This window comes from Micromonospora sp. NPDC050980 (genome assembly GCF_040653835.1).
GTDB lineage: Bacteria > Actinomycetota > Actinomycetes > Mycobacteriales > Micromonosporaceae > Micromonospora.
In genome coordinates this window covers 248,135-264,312 of the sequence record NZ_JBFAGS010000003.1, presented here as the reverse complement: position 1 = coordinate 264,312, position 16,178 = coordinate 248,135, and the positions used below count along the sequence as shown (strand labels likewise).

Annotated in this window: 18 protein-coding genes, 1 tRNA gene and 1 pseudogene; 9 read left to right on the top strand and 11 right to left on the bottom strand. The window is 68.7% G+C overall.

Annotation, left to right across the window (positions count from 1 at the left end):
- Positions 1 to 45 precede the first annotated feature (45 nt).
- Positions 46 to 121, top strand: a tRNA-Lys gene (locus AB0H28_RS07665).
- Between the two features lie 202 nt (positions 122 to 323).
- On the opposite strand, the gene AB0H28_RS07660 is transcribed toward AB0H28_RS07665, so the two are convergent.
- From AB0H28_RS07660 to AB0H28_RS07650, 3 genes are all read right to left on the bottom strand, one after another.
- Positions 324 to 1,208 carry a hypothetical protein gene (locus AB0H28_RS07660; protein WP_358035675.1) on the bottom strand — a complete coding sequence of 295 codons (885 nt, stop codon included), beginning with the start codon at positions 1,206 to 1,208 and terminating at the stop codon, positions 324 to 326.
- A gap of 319 nt (positions 1,209 to 1,527) precedes the next feature.
- A complete protein-coding gene (locus AB0H28_RS07655) occupies positions 1,528 to 2,103 on the bottom strand; it encodes a flavoprotein (protein ID WP_358035673.1) in 576 nt (191 codons plus the stop codon).
- Positions 2,100 to 3,446, bottom strand: coding sequence for a hypothetical protein (locus tag AB0H28_RS07650; RefSeq protein WP_358035671.1), 1,347 nt, complete (start codon positions 3,444 to 3,446; stop codon positions 2,100 to 2,102). Before AB0H28_RS07650 ends, AB0H28_RS07655 begins: the two co-directional genes overlap by 4 nt.
- A 420-nt stretch (positions 3,447 to 3,866) precedes the next feature.
- Here AB0H28_RS07650 and amcA point away from each other — a divergent pair, with 420 nt between their 5' ends.
- The 3 genes and pseudogenes from amcA to AB0H28_RS07635 all read left to right on the top strand — a co-directional run.
- Positions 3,867 to 4,031 (top strand): multiple cyclophane-containing RiPP AmcA, encoded by a 165-nt coding sequence (gene amcA / locus AB0H28_RS07645; protein WP_358035669.1) that lies wholly within the window; start codon positions 3,867 to 3,869, stop codon positions 4,029 to 4,031.
- The gene (locus tag AB0H28_RS07640; protein ID WP_358035667.1) at positions 4,028 to 4,375 is read left to right on the top strand and encodes a hypothetical protein; all 348 of its coding nucleotides are present in this window, start codon (positions 4,028 to 4,030) and stop codon (positions 4,373 to 4,375) included. Before amcA ends, AB0H28_RS07640 begins: the two co-directional genes overlap by 4 nt.
- A pseudogene (locus AB0H28_RS07635) lies at positions 4,372 to 4,584 on the top strand (radical SAM protein); the annotation flags it as partial. The gene AB0H28_RS07640 and the pseudogene AB0H28_RS07635, both read left to right, overlap by 4 nt.
- Positions 4,585 to 4,623: 39 nt before the next feature.
- On the opposite strand, the gene AB0H28_RS07630 reads toward AB0H28_RS07635, so the two are convergent.
- The 4 genes from AB0H28_RS07630 to AB0H28_RS07615 all read right to left on the bottom strand — a co-directional run bounded on the left by AB0H28_RS07630 (position 4,624) and on the right by AB0H28_RS07615 (position 7,897).
- Positions 4,624 to 5,202, bottom strand: a complete 579-nt coding sequence (locus tag AB0H28_RS07630; RefSeq protein ID WP_358035665.1) for an LURP-one-related family protein — start codon at positions 5,200 to 5,202, stop codon at positions 4,624 to 4,626.
- Positions 5,203 to 5,971: 769 nt separating this feature from the next.
- The gene (locus AB0H28_RS07625; RefSeq protein WP_358035663.1) at positions 5,972 to 6,253 is read right to left on the bottom strand and encodes a helix-turn-helix domain-containing protein; all 282 of its coding nucleotides are present in this window, start codon (positions 6,251 to 6,253) and stop codon (positions 5,972 to 5,974) included.
- Positions 6,250 to 6,654, bottom strand: a complete 405-nt coding sequence (locus AB0H28_RS07620) for a VOC family protein (protein ID WP_358035661.1) — start codon at positions 6,652 to 6,654, stop codon at positions 6,250 to 6,252. The genes AB0H28_RS07625 and AB0H28_RS07620 overlap by 4 nt, the downstream gene beginning before the upstream one ends.
- A gap of 487 nt (positions 6,655 to 7,141) precedes the next feature.
- Positions 7,142 to 7,897 carry a hypothetical protein gene (locus AB0H28_RS07615; RefSeq protein WP_358035659.1) on the bottom strand — a complete coding sequence of 252 codons (756 nt, stop codon included), beginning with the start codon at positions 7,895 to 7,897 and terminating at the stop codon, positions 7,142 to 7,144.
- 298 nt (positions 7,898 to 8,195) lie between these two features.
- Here AB0H28_RS07615 and AB0H28_RS07610 point away from each other — a divergent pair, with 298 nt between their 5' ends.
- A complete protein-coding gene (locus AB0H28_RS07610) occupies positions 8,196 to 8,372 on the top strand; it encodes a hypothetical protein (protein WP_358035657.1) in 177 nt (58 codons plus the stop codon).
- A gap of 114 nt (positions 8,373 to 8,486) precedes the next feature.
- Here AB0H28_RS07610 and AB0H28_RS07605 read toward each other — a convergent pair whose 3' ends face one another.
- Both AB0H28_RS07605 and AB0H28_RS07600 read right to left on the bottom strand, forming a co-directional pair.
- Entirely contained in the window at positions 8,487 to 9,053 is a 567-nt protein-coding gene (locus AB0H28_RS07605; RefSeq protein WP_358035655.1) for a hypothetical protein, read from the bottom strand.
- Positions 9,054 to 9,082: 29 nt separating this feature from the next.
- A complete protein-coding gene (locus AB0H28_RS07600) occupies positions 9,083 to 9,562 on the bottom strand; it encodes a cupin domain-containing protein (RefSeq protein ID WP_358035653.1) in 480 nt (159 codons plus the stop codon).
- A 108-nt stretch (positions 9,563 to 9,670) separates the two neighbouring features.
- Here AB0H28_RS07600 and AB0H28_RS07595 point away from each other — a divergent pair, with 108 nt between their 5' ends.
- The 4 genes from AB0H28_RS07595 (at position 9,671) to AB0H28_RS07580 (ending at position 15,265) form a co-directional block, all read left to right on the top strand.
- The gene (locus AB0H28_RS07595) at positions 9,671 to 10,339 is read left to right on the top strand and encodes a helix-turn-helix domain-containing protein (protein WP_358035651.1); all 669 of its coding nucleotides are present in this window, start codon (positions 9,671 to 9,673) and stop codon (positions 10,337 to 10,339) included.
- A gap of 212 nt (positions 10,340 to 10,551) precedes the next feature.
- A complete protein-coding gene (locus AB0H28_RS07590) occupies positions 10,552 to 11,892 on the top strand; it encodes a ricin-type beta-trefoil lectin domain protein (protein WP_358035649.1) in 1,341 nt (446 codons plus the stop codon).
- Positions 11,893 to 11,985: 93 nt separating this feature from the next.
- Complete coding sequence (locus AB0H28_RS07585) at positions 11,986 to 14,379, top strand: ricin-type beta-trefoil lectin domain protein (protein ID WP_358035647.1); 2,394 nt, start codon at positions 11,986 to 11,988, stop codon at positions 14,377 to 14,379.
- A 148-nt stretch (positions 14,380 to 14,527) separates the two neighbouring features.
- Positions 14,528 to 15,265, top strand: coding sequence for a Clp protease N-terminal domain-containing protein (locus AB0H28_RS07580; RefSeq protein WP_358035645.1), 738 nt, complete (start codon positions 14,528 to 14,530; stop codon positions 15,263 to 15,265).
- A gap of 48 nt (positions 15,266 to 15,313) precedes the next feature.
- On the opposite strand, the gene AB0H28_RS07575 is transcribed toward AB0H28_RS07580, so the two are convergent.
- Both AB0H28_RS07575 and AB0H28_RS07570 read right to left on the bottom strand, forming a co-directional pair.
- Positions 15,314 to 15,832: a hypothetical protein gene (locus AB0H28_RS07575; RefSeq protein ID WP_358035643.1), complete on the bottom strand. Its 519-nt coding sequence runs from the start codon at positions 15,830 to 15,832 to the stop codon at positions 15,314 to 15,316.
- Positions 15,833 to 15,936: 104 nt separating this feature from the next.
- On the bottom strand, positions 15,937 to 16,122 hold the full coding sequence (locus AB0H28_RS07570) for a DNA repair protein (protein ID WP_358035641.1): 186 nt from the start codon (positions 16,120 to 16,122) through the stop codon (positions 15,937 to 15,939).
- Positions 16,123 to 16,178: the final 56 nt, after the last annotated feature.

Below are 16,178 nucleotides of genomic sequence, written 5' to 3'. Positions count from 1 at the left end.
GGGGGCGATGCGGGGGCTGCTAACGTTCCGTCCCGTTGTCGGTGAGCGCCGCTAGCTCAACTGGCAGAGCAGCGGACTCTTAATCCGCGGGTTCGGGGTTCGAGTCCCTGGCGGCGCACCAACGAGCAAGGCCCTGACCTGGTGGTTCTCACTGGGTCGGGGCCTTTTTCGTGTCCGGCGGTTGTGGATGGTCGCTCGGTGGGTGCTCGGGAGCCGTTGGACCGGGCCGGTGTTGCCCGGACTGAACGCGGGTCTCGTGTACGTCCGGCGCGCACCACCGGTTCTTTTCCGGGCTTGATGGGGCCGGGCGTGTCCGGGGCGCGTCAGGCCAGAGCTTCCGGGGCGCGCCGCCGCCACCACGCGCTGAAGAGGGTGACCACGTGCGTCTTGATCTCGTCCGCGATGATCTCGTGCCCGTCGCCCATGAGCGGCCGGACGGCGTGCTTGTAGACCTCTGGGTGGTGTTCGATCGAGGGGCAGGTGAAGATGGCCAGCATCCTCAGGACGCGCAGGGTGTCTGTTCCGAGGAGGGGAAAGTGAGCCTCCAGCAGCCTCGCCAGGGCTGACCACACCTTGTCCACGACAAGGCGGATGACGGCGTCGGTCACCAGCCGGGGCAGCCCCGAATCGAACCGCCGCGACAACGCGTCGGTGATGAACTGCTTGGCGGTATCCGTCAGCAGTTCGACGGCCTTGTTGATCTTTTCGATCAACTGGATCAGGGCCACCAGCAGACTGCACCATGTGTGATCAGCCAGGCGCTTCTTGACCTCCCTGGCGTCAGCCTTATTCCGGACGAGGCTGTCTATGCCGGCTGAGATCTCGTCCCACGGGTTCTCCATGACCTGGTGGGCAAGGGTGTCCATCCGGCCAAGGTCTGATGACATCGATGTTGGCTCAACATCGCGTGGCAGTCGGCCGTTGATTCTGGTTCGGCCATCGGCGGCCCACAGGTAGTCGGCGATGTCCAGGCGTGCGAGGTCGAAGTAGATCTGGCGGTTGTAGGCGTTGAAACTCCGGCGTCCGGTTCGTTGGTCCGCTTCTGCCTTCTCCTTGAGTTCGCGCCGCCGGTCGTCGCGCTTCTCTGGCCGGTCGGCGGCCAGAGATACCCATCCTTGCCAGCCGTGTTGTGAGCCTCCGCAGCCGGAGCATGTGCAGCCCGGTCTCTGGGCGTTTGCGCAGTTGGCTCTATGGGTGTTGGTCATCATCCGCAAGTCGCCGCCCGGTCGTTTGCGCTCAGTGTGACTAGCCAGTGACTCTATGTCGGGCAACGATGGATGCCAATGGATGTGTGACTGGGTCGGGGCGGCTCGACTCGGGGCCTCCACGTTCTGTGGGCGTTCTGCCTGGTGGGAACCTATAGATCTGCTTCATCTGCTGGGCGCGACGGATTATTGATAGACGGATCTTCCCTCATCTGCATCACTCGCTTCCGTCCCAGACCGGCGACCAAGGCTCGGGCTGGACAGGTCGTGGCGCTCGGAGCCTGCGCTGATCCCAGAAGCGCTGAATGTAAGGGGAACGGGCTCAGCCCTGATCGCTACTGCTGGCAGGCACGCCGCTGGCCATCCCGGTCACTGCGTCTAATGCCGCCGTCCAAGGGAACGCCTTCTGGCGACTGCTGCCGCTGCCGGCTGGGTGAGGCTCCCACCCGTCGTCGGTCCCGAGGAAGACCCTCACGCGCTCGTCGCGGAGGTCCGCCACCGCATGTTGAAAGGGCGCGCGGGCAGCCAAGGCGGCGTTCACGAACGGGACGACCACTGTCGGCACCTGCCGGCCGATCAGCTCGGCGATTGTCGTCAGGGCGTAGTTGTCGGCGATTCCGAGGGCGATCTTGTTGACAGAGTTGTAGGTAGCAGGGGCGATGATGAGCGCGTCCACGACGGGGAGCGAGCGGTGGGTCCGACCAGACGGCCGGTAGGTAGACCGGACCGGGTGCCCGGTCAGCCGCTCAATCGCTTCTGCGTCGATGAAGTCGACGGCGCTGGGGGTAGCGGTGACGGCCGTTGTCCACGACTGTTGGATCGCGGTGGCGACCAGTCGGGTCACGTCTGCGGCGGGCCCGGCAGCGCAGACGACGATTTGCAGGTGACCGCGAGTCATACGCGGATTCCGGCTTGCTGGGCGAAGTCGATGACGGCGGTACGAACGTGCCCGCGAGTGAGGAGTGCGAGGTCGCGGTCGATGCTCTGTACCGCTGGCCGGCACCGGATCTCTTCTGGTGCCACCTGATAGGCGCTCCGCAGCGCGTTCAGGCCGTGCTCGTAGCGGCCCCACTGGGTGTAGGCACGGGCCACGTCGACGAAGAGTGCAGTCTTGCGTTCAGCGAGGTCGATCTTGTCCAGCGGCACCTGGCGGGCGAGGGTAATGGCGGTGCCAGCGTCTCCGAGGGTCAGCGCGATGTTGACTCGGTGCAGCAGGACGTTGGTGGCGCCGAATCCGGTCCACCGGTCGTTGCCGTCGTAGCCGAGCCTTCCGGCGACGTGGGAGGCCTCGCCGAGCATGGCCTCTGCCATGTCGCGGTTGTCATCGCGGGCGGCGGCGATGGCACCGCGCAGCAGCAGGGCGCCGTAGACGGCGACCGCGTCTGTCGAGGCGAGTCCGGTGCCGCGTCGGAGGTTCTCGGCCGCGACTTCAGCGAGCTGCTGCGCCTGCTTGCTGTGGCCGTTGCTCATGAGAGCGTGGGTCATGATCCGGGCGCTCGTGGCCACTGCTACCGGGTCCTGACTGAGCAGGGCTGCGCGGCTGCTGCGTTCGGCGGCGACCAGGGCCATGCCTTTGTCCCCGACCTTGAGTAGCACGCTGCCGACGACGTGGTAGAGGTCGCTAATCAGGGCTTCTGCCTGCGCTCGCTGCTCGCCTTGGGTGCCCGCGCGGGTTGGCTCCAGGGCGGGCAGCATGGCCACGAGGCCGGCGAGAACTTGCTGGTACCGGCAGGCCTGATAGTCGATCTTGGTGGCGGCGACGTTTCCAGCGAACTGCCGAAGTGGTAGGGCGATTGACTCGGTGCTGCAAGGGGTCGGTGCGACCAGTGCGTTCAACAGCGCTGCAACCCTCGACAGGGCCATACCGCTGATCGTCACACCTGTTAGGAGATCTCTGCGCCGCACATCGCCGTCCGAGTCGAGGTCGTGGAAGCTGCCTTCGCCAGTATGGGTGTAGGTAGCCGGATCGGTCGGCGCTGTGGGATTCGCAAGTGCACCGTTGGTACCTGAACCGAGCAGCGCGTCGAAGCGTTCACGAACTTCGGGGGTCGCCCTCGCCAGCACGGTGTCCAGGGCCGCCTGCATATCGGCACGCAGATGGACCTTCTCGCCCTGGCTGCTCCACTTGGCCACCGTCCGGCGGGCCGCTCCCAAGTGCTCGGCGAAGCCGGTAATGCTCATCCGCAACGATTGACGCAGGGCGTTCGCTTCCCGGCCGGTCCAGGTCGTCACCGCTGCCATGGCACGTCCTCTCGCTGCAGACAATTGTCAGCCGCACGATCGTAGCTGCACGCGCCGTGCTCGCAGGTGCACCGTGAGTGCACCGCCGGGACATCCCCATCGCCACGTTGACCGAGCGAACCTGATCGTGCTGGTGCATCGCTCTCCTGAGTAGGCGGCCGGCACCCAATTGCAGCCTCACGCCAGGGAGTTCGAGATGAACGACGTGACCGCCGTTGGGCAAGAGTCTTGCCCAACGCCAAAGCCGGCGTCATCGGGTGACGCTCCCTTACGCGTGCGGCCAAAGCCCCGCCTGCGTACCGCCGTGAGGGCTGCGTGGGTGGGTGATCGGCGGTCTGCTTCCGGCCGCCGTGGTGCGGCGGCGGGCTCGTCCTTCCCCGGGCGGGCCCGCCGCTCGTCGTCGCTGGTGGGGGTGGCGGAATGACGGTGTACGTCTCGCGTAACGCTATGGCCAGCCAGGCGCGGCGCCCCGAGCCCAGGTGGACGGCCTCGCCGGGGCAGGTGTGGCCCGCTGATCCGCCGCTGCTCACCTTCGTGTGGCGTCGGCTGTTCGCGCAGCAGGCCCGCGAGGGCGTTCGCCGGTGACCGGGCAGCAGCGTCGTCTTTCGGTGAACCGGCTCGCGGCGGCCGAGGTGGAGCATCTGCCGTTGCGTCCGCTGTGGTTGTGCCGCCGATGCGGGCAGCCGTGGCCCTGCGGCGCGGCGAAGCTCGCGCTGCTGGCCGAGTATCGGGACGTGCCGGTGAGCCTGTTCCTCTACCTGGCCGGCTGCCTGCACGACGCGATCGACGACTTGCACCGGCTGAACCCGAGCGTCACGGGCAGCGTCGCCGACATGTTCGACCGGTTCCTCGGCTGGCCGCCCCGCCACACCCACGCCTACCGCGTCAGTACCCCCACGGACTTCAGCATCGAAGAGGCCCCGTCGTGAACGGCATCGGCCTCATCAACGCCACCGGCCAGCCGGCGATCGCCAGCAGCTTCCACACCCTGGTCGTGCAGGCGACGAGCTTCTGCAACCTCGACTGCACCTACTGCTACCTGCCCGACCGGAGATCCCGCTGCCTGATGAGCGGCGCGGTCGCGCAGGCCTGCGCCGAGTCGATCGCCCAGCAGAACAGCGGTCACTCCGTGAGTGTCGGGTGGCAGGGGGCGAACCCACCGCCACACCCATCGACGCTACTTGTCGTCCTCGTCCTCGTCCTCGCCCTTGCGGGCCATGGCCAGGTCGAGGGCGAGCACGCTCGCCAGGATCAGCAGGTGGTTCTCGCCGTCGGTGATCTGCACACCGTACGTGTCGCGGATGCTCAGCCAGCGTTTCGACACCGTGGCGACCTCCCGGCCGTCGCGTTCCACGGTGAACTCGTGGTCGAGCAGGTTGCCGCTGATTTTCAGGTCGTCCGGTCCAGGGATGTCGATGGTGAATTTCTCCCGGAACGGAGTGAAGAAGTGCCGGCGCACCTCGGCGGCCTTTTCTCCGCCGATGGTGACCTCGTAGGTGGGCCGCAGCGCAATCAGGTGTCGGTGCACGGCCGCGACCTCGGTGCCGGAGGGGTCCTCGATCACCAGCCGGTCGCGCAGGGTGAGGACCTTGCCGTCGACGTGGTACAGCCGCCGGCCGTCGTCGTCGGTGATGTCGAAGTCGTCACCGAGGGCGAACATGCGTTCCTTGATTACGTACATGAAGAACAACTCCCACCAGTCGAAGGGCTGAGCCCGGCTATGGCTGCGAGATCGGGCGCCGGCGACGATCGCCATGCCGGCGTCGGTGAAGCCCACCCTGCACCGCCGGTTGGGTTCAATTGATGACTGCCCCGCACCGGCAGGGACGCAAACCGGCACGGAGGCCAATTCCGAGGTTGTCACGCAACCGTCATGACTCCGTACGCACCGGCGCTCCGGACGTCGTCCTGAACTCACCTGGTCAACCGCTCCATCAAAGCGGGGGAACGCAGCTCGTGTCCAAGTCAGTCGGTGGCCTACGGGTACGGTTTGGCGGTCCGCTGCTACCTCGGCTTGATCCAGATGATGGCGGGCGTCTGCTCGCTCTGCCGGGCGAGTCGGTCTGGCGAGCACGTGGATGGCGGAGGCGAACGAGGTCATCGCGCCGCGGAGCGTGCGCTGCGAAAGTCATGCACTCTTGGTCCGATGCACGATCGGGCCCTGGTCCGGAGCCGAGCGGCCGGCTGGCCATCGGGATGAGTTCGCATCCTGTTTCCGGCCGCTCGTGCTGTGATCAGATGCGCGCTCATGGCCGCGATCCGCGCGGTTCCTGGCGTAGAGGGGGCTCAGCCGGAGGCCGAGTGCTCGTGACACCGGTCGCCGGCGGTATCCGGCAGTAGGACACACCCGCACACCTGGCACGTTCCCCAGCGGCCGTACCAGGATCCCGTACGCCGGAATCGGGCGATGGCGCTCCGCCAGGCGGCGAGATCGGCCTCGTCAGTCTCGCCGTCGCCTTCAGCCGGGTACCCGCCGCAGGGGGCGTGGTGTCCGGACGTGGCCGAAAGAGTGCGCCCGACTGACCTCAAGCGTCGTTCTTGCCCCATTTGCCGAGTGCGACGATCGCCTCGCGTAAGCCGAGCCCACGGTCGGTCAGAGCGTAGGCTCGGGTGTTGTGTCGAAGGGGTAGGCGGATCAGCACCCCAGCCGCTTCGAGCTCGCGCAGGCGGGTCGCGAGCATGTTCGTCGGCACGCCGAGCTCACGCTGCAGATCGCCGTAGCGTTGTGGTCCGTCGAGCAGCCGCTCCACGATGAGCAGAGCCCACCGTGCTCCGACAATGTCGAGGGCCGCGGCGAGGTCGCTCACCGGGTCGGATCGGCGTCCGTCTTCATCCAGAACGGTGAGGAGTGGTAGCCGTCGGGGTCGTCGAACTGGCGCTGGTACATGAAGGGGTAGTCGTCGGTGTCACCGATCCGCCCGCCGGCAGCCCCGGCGCGGTCAACGAGCTCGTCGACCGCCTCGCGGCTGCCCAGGTTGAACGAGACCGTGACCTTCGAGGGCGTCTGAGGTCCGCCGATCAGCTCTTCGACGCCGCCGACGCTCGCGTACATCTCGCGGCTGCCGAGCATGACGTACTGCTCGGGCGCGATCGCGAAGCACGACACATTGTGGTCGGACATCTCGGTGTTGAGGGCCCAGCCGAGGGCCGTGTAGAAGGCGGTCGCGCGCTCGACGCTTTCGACCGGGCACGTGATGAAGAGGCTCATGGGAGCCATGCTTGCAAAATGCAAGTACGTCGTCAAGGGGCATGCCTCCCGCTCAAGGAGCGGCTACTGCCTGCGTCCCCCACGATGGTGTTGCCGTGGACGTGCCGGTCCTCGGCGGGCACGGCGATGGCTTTCGTGACTGCTTCCGGCCGGGGGCGCGTCGCCGGCTTGCCCAGCGGTGACGAGCAGGCTCATCGGCCGGCGGCGTGACTCCGCGGCCAGATGGACCCTGGTGATCAGTCCGCCACCCGTACCGGTCAAGGCGGTAGTCGACCGGCTCGTGGCGTGTGGTCCTTTCGCCAGCCGGAGTTCGGCGGCGTGTTTGTGGGCCCGACCACCATGGCACGAAATCGGCGGGGAGTCGCAGGTGAACGACGACGAATGCACCGAGGCCACCCGGTTTGTTGATCTTGATCTCCGGCCCGCGGATCACCGAAGGGTGATCGAGGAGATGACCGATCGTCGCGATGAGCGTATCGCTTTGGCCTCAGCAGCGCCTCGGCGATCCGCTTGGCGTGAAAGCGAAGGTAGAAACCTTGTCAAGATTCCTCGGCGGATCTGGCATGCCTGGATAGTCGGGGTCATTCGAATTGTCGTCGTTGTGCCGCTGAAGGGCATCGACTGCAGCCGGCGGAGCAATGACGTAGTGGAAAATCCTTCGAATGGAACTCGACTCTGGATACGGAAGTCTTCCGTCGATTTGCCAGAAGGATCGTCCGTTGGTGAATTTCAAGCGGCGCATGAGGAAGTAGTCCCCGGTGCCGGGGTTTCCGTTGGTGTCGCACGTGCTGGGGTCAGGCTGCATGACCAGCGCAACCTCTTTGCCCTTCGGAACCGTCCCGACGGCAGAGCCGGAGAGGGTGTATCTGCCCTTTACGGCATGGCCGTCGTTGAGGTCAACCGGGCAGAAGGAAAGATCCCCTGATTCGGTGTGATTCGGCGCGGGGAGGGCGTAGGTGCCGGGGGCCGCGTTTTCGTTGTCGTCACTGCAAGCTGATGGTTCAGGAGCACGGCCTGCCGTGGCATGCAAGACTCCGCGTAGACCCGCGCCAGCAACGCCAGCGGCAAGGGTGAACGCGAGAATCGCGGCGAATGCAGTCGCGCGGCTCCCGTGTAGTCTCAGTCTCTTTTCCAGCAGGCCGAGGGCCAGTAGCATCACTCCGAGGCCCGCAGCCGTGAGGATTTTGTCCGTTCCAAGTTGTGCGGCCGTAAACAGGTCGACCGCATGGCCGATGCCGGCCATCAGGAGAGAGAGGCTTCCGACGCCGAGGAACACTCTACCCGTGGTGTTGGACGTGCCCGATGCGCTCTGCTCCCGAGATGCTCCCATTCGCCCGCCCCTCACTGTCGGCGACGATCCGCGGCTCCGACGCCCGAAGAAGCGGGCGCCGACTGTAGTAGATTCCCGACTATGGGGTCAGTCCGCCCTGCCCGCACTTCTTCTGACGGATCAACGACAGCATCGTCAGTTATCAGTGAGAATGGTGCCGGCTCCATGCAACAGGGGTGTCCCGCCACTGTTTGGAACGCTTTGCGTCATTATGCTGGCATGGTCTGAGCCCGGCTACCACCGGGCGCTGGCACGCCGCCCGTTGTTCGCTGTCGACCGGGTGATCGCCGGCTGGCTCGCGGTCACGTCCACCGGCCACCGCGTCATCATTCTCGCCATCGCTCCTGCTGCGACCCTGATCGTCGGTGTCGCCCTGCTTCTGCGCTGACCGGTCGGCGGACACGTCCCGTCGTGCCGCAACCAACGCGCGCTACGCCGTGCCTCCCACAACCCGATCGAGCCGCCCTCGGTGGCGCCGGAGGCGCGGGGCGCGGGCCGGCGGTCATCGGACCCCGCTGGTCAGCCGGTCGCGTACCGAGCGGGCGAGCCGGACCATGGTCGGCCGGTCGCGATCGTCCGTCACCGACGTGACGACGCGGAGGGTGCAGACGCGGTCACCGGCGACGAACTCGGCCGCACCGACGACGAAGCGGATGCCGTCCGGCCCCGGTTCCGGGGTGCCGAGCACCGGGTCCGGTGCAGGCAGGGAACCACTTGCCGCGGTGCCGGTCAGCCCCACGGAGAGAGTGATCGAGTGGGCGGTGTCGGGGTTCTCCCAGACGCACCCGTCGGCTCCCGCCACGCCGCCCCCGTGTGCGCCGATGACTGCGGTGACCTCGGCGTCGGTCAACAGTGCGCAGTCGTCCACCGGATCGTCGACGGTGCCGGGACGGGTCGACGACCCGCTCGCGCCAAGCGGGTGCGCGGCGTCGGTGCCGGTGGGGCCGTCGGCGCAGGCGGTGAGCGACAGGCCCAGCAGCAGTGCCGCGGTCGCCCGGCGGAGCCGGCCGTCCGGTGGGACGGCACGCTGTCGACGCGGCGGCGTCGCGGCGGCGGATGCGGTGGTCATGGTTCCTCCCGTGTCGATCGTTGGCCGGGTCATGCGTGCGGCGGCGGGCCGAGCAGTTCGATGCCGTGCCGCGCGGCGGCGTGGCCGAGGGACACCGGGTCGATCGTGGCCGGATCCGGAAGCCGGTGTTCGCCGGCGGGCTCGCCGGCGTCGGCCGCGAACCCTTCGAAGCCGGACGGAGTGGTGATCTGCAGGGCCCGCAACGGTTCGTCCGGGCCGACCAGGAACGTGTGCGGCACGCCGACCGGCAGCAGGACGAAGTCGCCGGGGCCGGCGTGCAGCGTCTGCCCGGCGCACTCGAACCGCGCGGTGCCCGAGATGACGTAGAACATCTCGTCCTCCACATGATGGCGGTGCAGCGGTGGTGCGAAGCCGGGCGGGTTGACGAACTCCGCCACCGTCAGCCGGCCGCCGGTGGTGCCGCCGTCGGCCTTGACCGTGACCAGGTTGCCGAGGAACCAGTACGCCGTGCCCTCGTCGGGGCGGCGCAGGTACGGGTGGACGGCCATGCCGCCTCCTCATGGTGTGCGGGATCGAGGTCCAGCAGGAGTTGGATATTCCTGCGTCATATTCGATAGCCGCTGGTCTGATGAATGTACGGCTATTATGACGCAGACATGGATGACGTCAAGAGCGAGAAGCCGACCCGCCCGTACCGCTCCCGCCTGCGCGAGGAGAACGCCCGCCGCACCCGGCAGGCGGTGGTCCGCGCCGCGACCGACCTGTTCGTCGCGCGCGGCTACGGCGCGACCTCGCTCGCCGACGTGGCCACGGCGGCCGGTGTCGCCCGCCCCACCGTCTTCGCCGCGTTCGGCTCCAAGGGGGCCCTCCTGCGCCAGGTGCTGGACGAGGCGCTGGCCGGCGACGACGAGCCGGTGCCGGTCGCCCAACGCCCCTGGTTCCGGCCGGTGTGGCAGGCGCCGGACGCGGCGGGCGTCCTCACCGCCTACGCGGCCGTCTGCACCCTGATCGGCCGGCGGGCCGCCCGCATCTTCGAGGTCGTGCGGCGCGCCGCCGACGACACGGCGGAACTCGCGGAGATCTGGGAGACGCTGCTGCGCAACCGGCGGGCCGGAGCCCGGATGGTGGTCGAGCGGCTCGACGCCCTGGACCGGCCACCACCGTCGGGCCGCGACGCCGAGCAGGCGGTCGACGAGCTGTGGTTCTACAACGATCCGGCCCACTACCACGCGCTGGTCCTGCGCTGCGGCTGGAGCGAGGAGTCCTTCCAGGCATGGTTGGCCCGACGGATGCATGACGCCCTGCTCGGCGACGCACGGCATTGACATCTTTCACTGCCTCGTCCTAGGGTCGGCCGGAATCGATCCGACATCCCCCCGCCGCGGCGTTCCGGTGGGCGGCATCGGACGGTTCGAGTCCGGGCAGCCGAGTCGACCATGCCGCGCGCCCGTCGTGCCCGTCGCCCACCGCCGGTCGGTGGCATGGTGCAGCCCCTCATCCCGAATCGGTGCACACCGACATGGCGAAGGAGCGCATCATGGCAAGACACCGAAAGCTTTTCCGGCCCCTCGTGACCGCCGCGATCCTGGTGGTGGCGGCGGCCGGGGCCACAGTGGTCGGCGCCGCGGGTGGCGCCGCGCCGGCCGCCGCGGCGACCGCGGGGTGCGGCAAGGCGCCCACGCTGACCAGCGGCGCGCGGACCATCCAGAGTGGCGGCCAGAACCGCAGCTTCATCCTGCGGATCCCCGACAACTACGACCGGAACCACGGCTACCGGTTGATCTTCGGGTTCCACTGGAACGGCGGCACCGCGGGCGACGTCGACTCCGGCGGAGCGGACCGGGAGGCGTGGTCCTACTACGGGCTGCGGCAGCAGGCGAACAACAGCGCCATCTTCGTCGCGCCGCAGGGCAACGGGAACGGCTGGGCCAACCCGGGCGGCCAGGACGTCACCTTCGTCGACGACATGATCCGGCTGATCGAGGCGGACCTGTGCGTCGACACGACGCAGCGGTTCGCGCTCGGCTTCAGCTACGGCGGCGGTATGAGCTACGCCCTGGCCTGTGCCCGCGCGAGCGTGTTCCGGGCCGTCGCGGTGTATTCCGGCGGCCAGCTCAGCGGTTGCGCCGGCGGCACCCAGCCGATCGCCTACCTGGGCATCCACGGCATCGGCGACCCGGTGCTCGGCATCTCCGCCGGACGGTCGCTGCGGGACACCTTCGTGCGCAACAACGGATGTGCGCCGCAGAGCCCGGCCGAGCCGAGGGCGGGCAGCCTGACGCACATCACCACCGCCTACACCGGCTGCCGACCCGGCTACCCGGTGGTCTGGGCGGCGTTCGACGGCGGCCACACCCCCGGGCCGGTGGACGGCGGCGGGGACAGCGGCGTGCGCACCTGGACGAAGACCGAGGTGTGGCGGTTCTTCACCCAGTTCGACGGCGCCGGCCCGACGCCCACGCCGACGGCCAGCTCGACCACGCCACCGCCCGGTGGCGCGTCGGCCATCCGCAACGTCGCCTCCGGCCGCTGCCTGGACGTCAACGGCGCCTCGCAGGCCAACGGCGCGACGGCGATCGTCTGGGACTGCCACGGTCGGAGCAACCAGTCCTGGACCGCGACCGCCGCGCAGGAGTTGCGCGTCTTCGGTGGCAAGTGCCTCGACGTCGAGGGCGCGGCGACGGCCAACGGCAGCTCGGTGATCATCTGGGACTGCCACGGCCAGTCCAACCAGCGGTGGCTGCTCAACGCCGACGGCACGATCACCGGCGTCGGCTCCGGTCGTTGCCTGGGCGTGCTCGGCGGCGGCACGGGCAACGGCACGCGCGTCCAGATCCAGGACTGCACCGGCGCGGCCGGCCAGCGATGGAGTCGTTGACGGCCGCGTTGTGTGAACGTTAACATGTGATGTCCTAGCATAGACGCATGTCGATTTAACCTGCTCCGGGAGGCGGATCGGATGTTCAGCACAGTGAGTCGTCCACGACGGTCGTGGCGGGCGGTGTGGTCCGCCGCGGCGGCATCGGTCCTGGCGGCGGCAGCCGTACTGACCGCATCCGCCTCCCCGGCGCAGGCCGCCACCGCCATTACCATCAACGGCGGATCCGGCGGGCGGGCGCTCGACGGCGTCGGCGCGGTCAGCGGTGGCGGCGGAAACAGCAGGCTGCTGATCGACTACCCGGAACCGCAGCGCGGCGACATCCTCGACTACCTGTTCAAGCCGGGCTACGGCGCCGCGATGCAACTGCTGAAGGTCGAGATCGGCGGTGACACCAACTCCACCTCCGGCGCGGAACCCAGCCACGAGCACACCCGGGGCGGCGTCAACTGCAACCGCGGCTACGAGTGGTGGCTGATGGAGCAGGCCCGGGCGCGCAACCCCAACATCGCGCTGATCGGCCTGGTGTGGGGCACGCCGGGCTGGATCGGCAACGGCAACTTCTGGTCCACCGACTCGATCGACTACCTGGTGGCCTGGCTGGACTGCGCGGGCACGCACGGCCTGGCCATCAACTACCTGGGCGGCTGGAACGAGAAGGGCTGGAACACCACCTGGTACAAGAACCTGCGGTCCACGCTCAACGCCCGCGGCTACGGCGACGTGAAGATCGTGGCCTCGGACGACTGGGGGTGGGGCGCCGCCGACGACTCGCTGCGCGACCCGGCCTTCGCCAACGCCGTGCAGGTCTTCGGCAGCCACTACATCTGCGGCTACCGCGGACCCCAGAGCAGTTGTCCCAGCTCGGCCAATGCGATCTCGACCGGCAAGCCGCTGTGGGCCAGCGAGAACGGCTCCGACGACTACAACGCCGGCGCGCCGGCACTGGCCCGGGGCATCAACCGCGGTTACATCGACGGTCGGATGACCGGCTACATCAACTGGCCGGTGATCGCGGCCATCACCCCGAACATCCCGTGGGCGACCACCGGCGTCGCGGTGGCCCAGCAGCCGTGGTCCGGGGCGTACTCGATCGGCAAGAGCACCTGGGTGATGGCGCACACCACCCAGTTCGCCGCCCCGGGCTGGCGCTACCTCGACGCCTCCACCGGCTACCTCGGCGGCAACCGCAACAACGGCAGCTACGTCTCGCTCAAGTCCACCAACAACAGCGACTACAGCGCCGTCATCGAGACCATGGACGCCGGTTCGGCCCAGCAGCTCGACTTCACCGTCACCGGCGGGCTGTCCACCGGCGCCGTGCGGGTCTGGTCGACGAACGTCAGGTCGAACAACCCCGCCGACCACTTCGTGCGCAACGCCGACGTCACGCCGAACGGCGGGCGCTTCTCGCTCACCGTCCAGCCCGGTTACGTCTACAGCATCACCACCACCAGCGGGCAGGGCAAGGGTGCGGCGGCCAGCCCCGCGCAGGGCAACCTGAAGCTGCCGTACGCCGACAACTTCGACGGCTACGCCACCGGCCGCCAGGCCCGGTACCTGATGGACCAGCAGGGCTCGTTCGAGGTCACCGGCTGCGGCGCGGGCCGGGCCGGGCAGTGCGTCCGGCAGATGTCCGAGCAGGCGCCGATCTACTGGACGTCCGGCCACGCCGAGCCGTACGCCCTGCTCGGTGACCTGACCTGGCGCAACTACACCGTCTCCTCCGACGTGCTGCTGGAGAAGCCCGGCTACGTCCAGCTCATCGGGCGGGGGAACACCTACAACCACCAGGGTCCGCAGAACCTGAACGGCTACTACTTCCGGGTCACCGACGGCGGCGCCTGGTCCATCCGCAGCAACAACACCAGCGGCAACTGGCGCACCCTGGCCAGCGGCAACACCGCGGCGTTAGGCACCGGACGCTGGCACAACCTCTCGTTGCAGCTCAACGGCGGCACGCTCACCGCGGCCATCGACGGCGCCGTGGTCGGCACGGCGTCGGACGGCGCCTGGGTCGCCGGCCAGATCGGCTACGGCACCGGCCAGGGCGTCACCGCCCAGTTCGACAACCTCTCCATCACGCCGGGCGACGGGTCCGGCAGCCCGACCGGAGAGTTGCGCGGCGCGGGCTCGAACCGCTGCCTGGACGTCAACGGCGTCAGTCAGGCCGACGGCGCGATCGTGCAGATCTGGGACTGCAACGGCGGCATCAACCAGCAGTGGACGGCCGGCGCGAACAACCAGCTCACCGTCTACGGCAACAAGTGCCTCGACGTGCCGGGCACCGCGTCCGGCAGCCGCGCGCGGATCATGACCTGCAACGGCGGCAGCAACCAGCAGTGGCGGATCAACGCCGACGGCACCATCGTCGGGGTCGGGTCGGGGCTCTGCCTCGACGTCAACGGCCAGGGCACCGCCAACGGCACCGCGGTGCAGATCTGGACCTGCAACGGAGGCAGCAACCAGCAGTGGGTGCGTGGCTGACCCGTCCGTCCGTTCGATCGATCGATCATGAGGTTGGCGGCACGATCAGAGATCGACATCGCCGTCAACCTCATGATCGACGAGGCCGGGGCGGAGATAGCGTCAACTTGAGGTTGACGGAGGAGGTGCGTCAACCTATGGTTGACGGATGACCGAGCCAGAGCCGCTCAAGATGAGCCAACCGGTGCGCCTCGACGATCTGATCGCGGGCATCAAGAAGGCGCGCCCCGACGCACTCGACCAACTCGCCGACGCGGTCCTCCTCGCCGATCACCTCGGCGACGTCGCCGACCACCTGATCGGCCACTTCGTCGACCAGGCGCGCCGCTCCGGCGCCTCGTGGACGGAGATCGGCCGCAGCATGGGGGTCAGCAAGCAGGCCGCCCAGAAGCGGTCCGCCGCCAAGGCGGAAACCGCCGCCGCGCTCGACCCGAACGCGGGGTTCGGCCGGTTCACGCCGCGCGCCCGCAACGTGGTGCTGGCCTCGCAGGAGGAGGCGCGGGCCGCCGGCCACGCCGAGATCACCCCTGGGCACGTCGCGCTCGGGCTGCTCGCCGAGCCGGACGGGCTGGCGGCCAGGCTGGTCATCGCCCGGGGCGTACCCCTGGAGATGTTCCGGGAGGCGGTCGGCGCGACGCTGCCGGCGAAGGCCGACCAGGTCCCGGACCTGATCCCCTACGACGCGCGGGCCAAGAAGGTGCTGGAGCTGACGTTCCGGGAGGCGCTGCGAATGGGCCACAACTACATCGGTACGGAACACATCCTGCTCGCCCTGCTGGAGGAGGAGGGCGGCGACGGCGTGCTCGGCGGACTCGGCCTCACCAAGGAGTCGCTGGAGGCCGCGGTGCAGGGCGCGCTCGCCGAACTCACCCGCAAGCGGGCGTGACCCGCGTCGGGCACGCGCCACGGGGGCGCGTGCCCGACGTCGGGATGGTCAGTCGGCAGTCGGGAAACCGTAGCGGGCGGCGTGCTCCGGGTCGGCGGGATCGATCTGCCGGATGCCGGCGTCGGCGAGGCGCTTGTTCACCTCGTCCAGGCGCTCCCGCACCAGCCGGGCCTCCTCCTCGGTGACCCGGCCGCGGTGCGGCCGGCCGGCGTGCTCGACGGTGCCGTAGTCGATCTTCTCGGCGGCGCGTCGCGCCTTCGGCGGCTTCACCCGCTCGGCGGTGCGCAGCAACTGCGCCATCGGCACGTCGGTGGCCATCGCGTCGAACTCGCTCGCGGTCAGCACCACCCGGCGCGGCTCGCCGCCGCCGTGCCGGTCGTGGATCTCCACCACGGCCACGTCCAGCGCCGCGTCGTCGATGCCCTCCACATCGACCGGGGTGGCGTCCAACTGCACGGGCCCGGCGACCAGGTCCGGGTGCTCCAGCACGACGACCCTGACCACCTCGTCGTCGGGGGACAGCACCTGGCCGGTGAAGTCGGAGACGTGGATCGTCTTCTTGCCCATGCGCGGAGCTTCTCCTGTCGTTGGCCGGAAATCGGACCACAAGACGCTACCGCACAGGCGTACGAAGGTGGCGGTGCCCGCCGGCCGGTGTGTCGCCGCCCGCGTCAGCTGGTGGTGAGGCCACGCCAGGCGGAGGTGCCGGCGGGTTGCGCGTTCAACTCGGCCCAGGAAACCCGCCGGCGGCGGGCCTCGCGGTAGTCCGGTTGGGCAGGGAAGCGCGCGGTGGGGCCGACGGCCCGCCAGCTCCGCGCGGGGTCCTGCTGGAATCGGTCGTTCGGGTTGTGAGGCATGACCACTACCGTCCCAGAGAAACTTGTCCATGTATGGAAATGAATATGACGCGGGA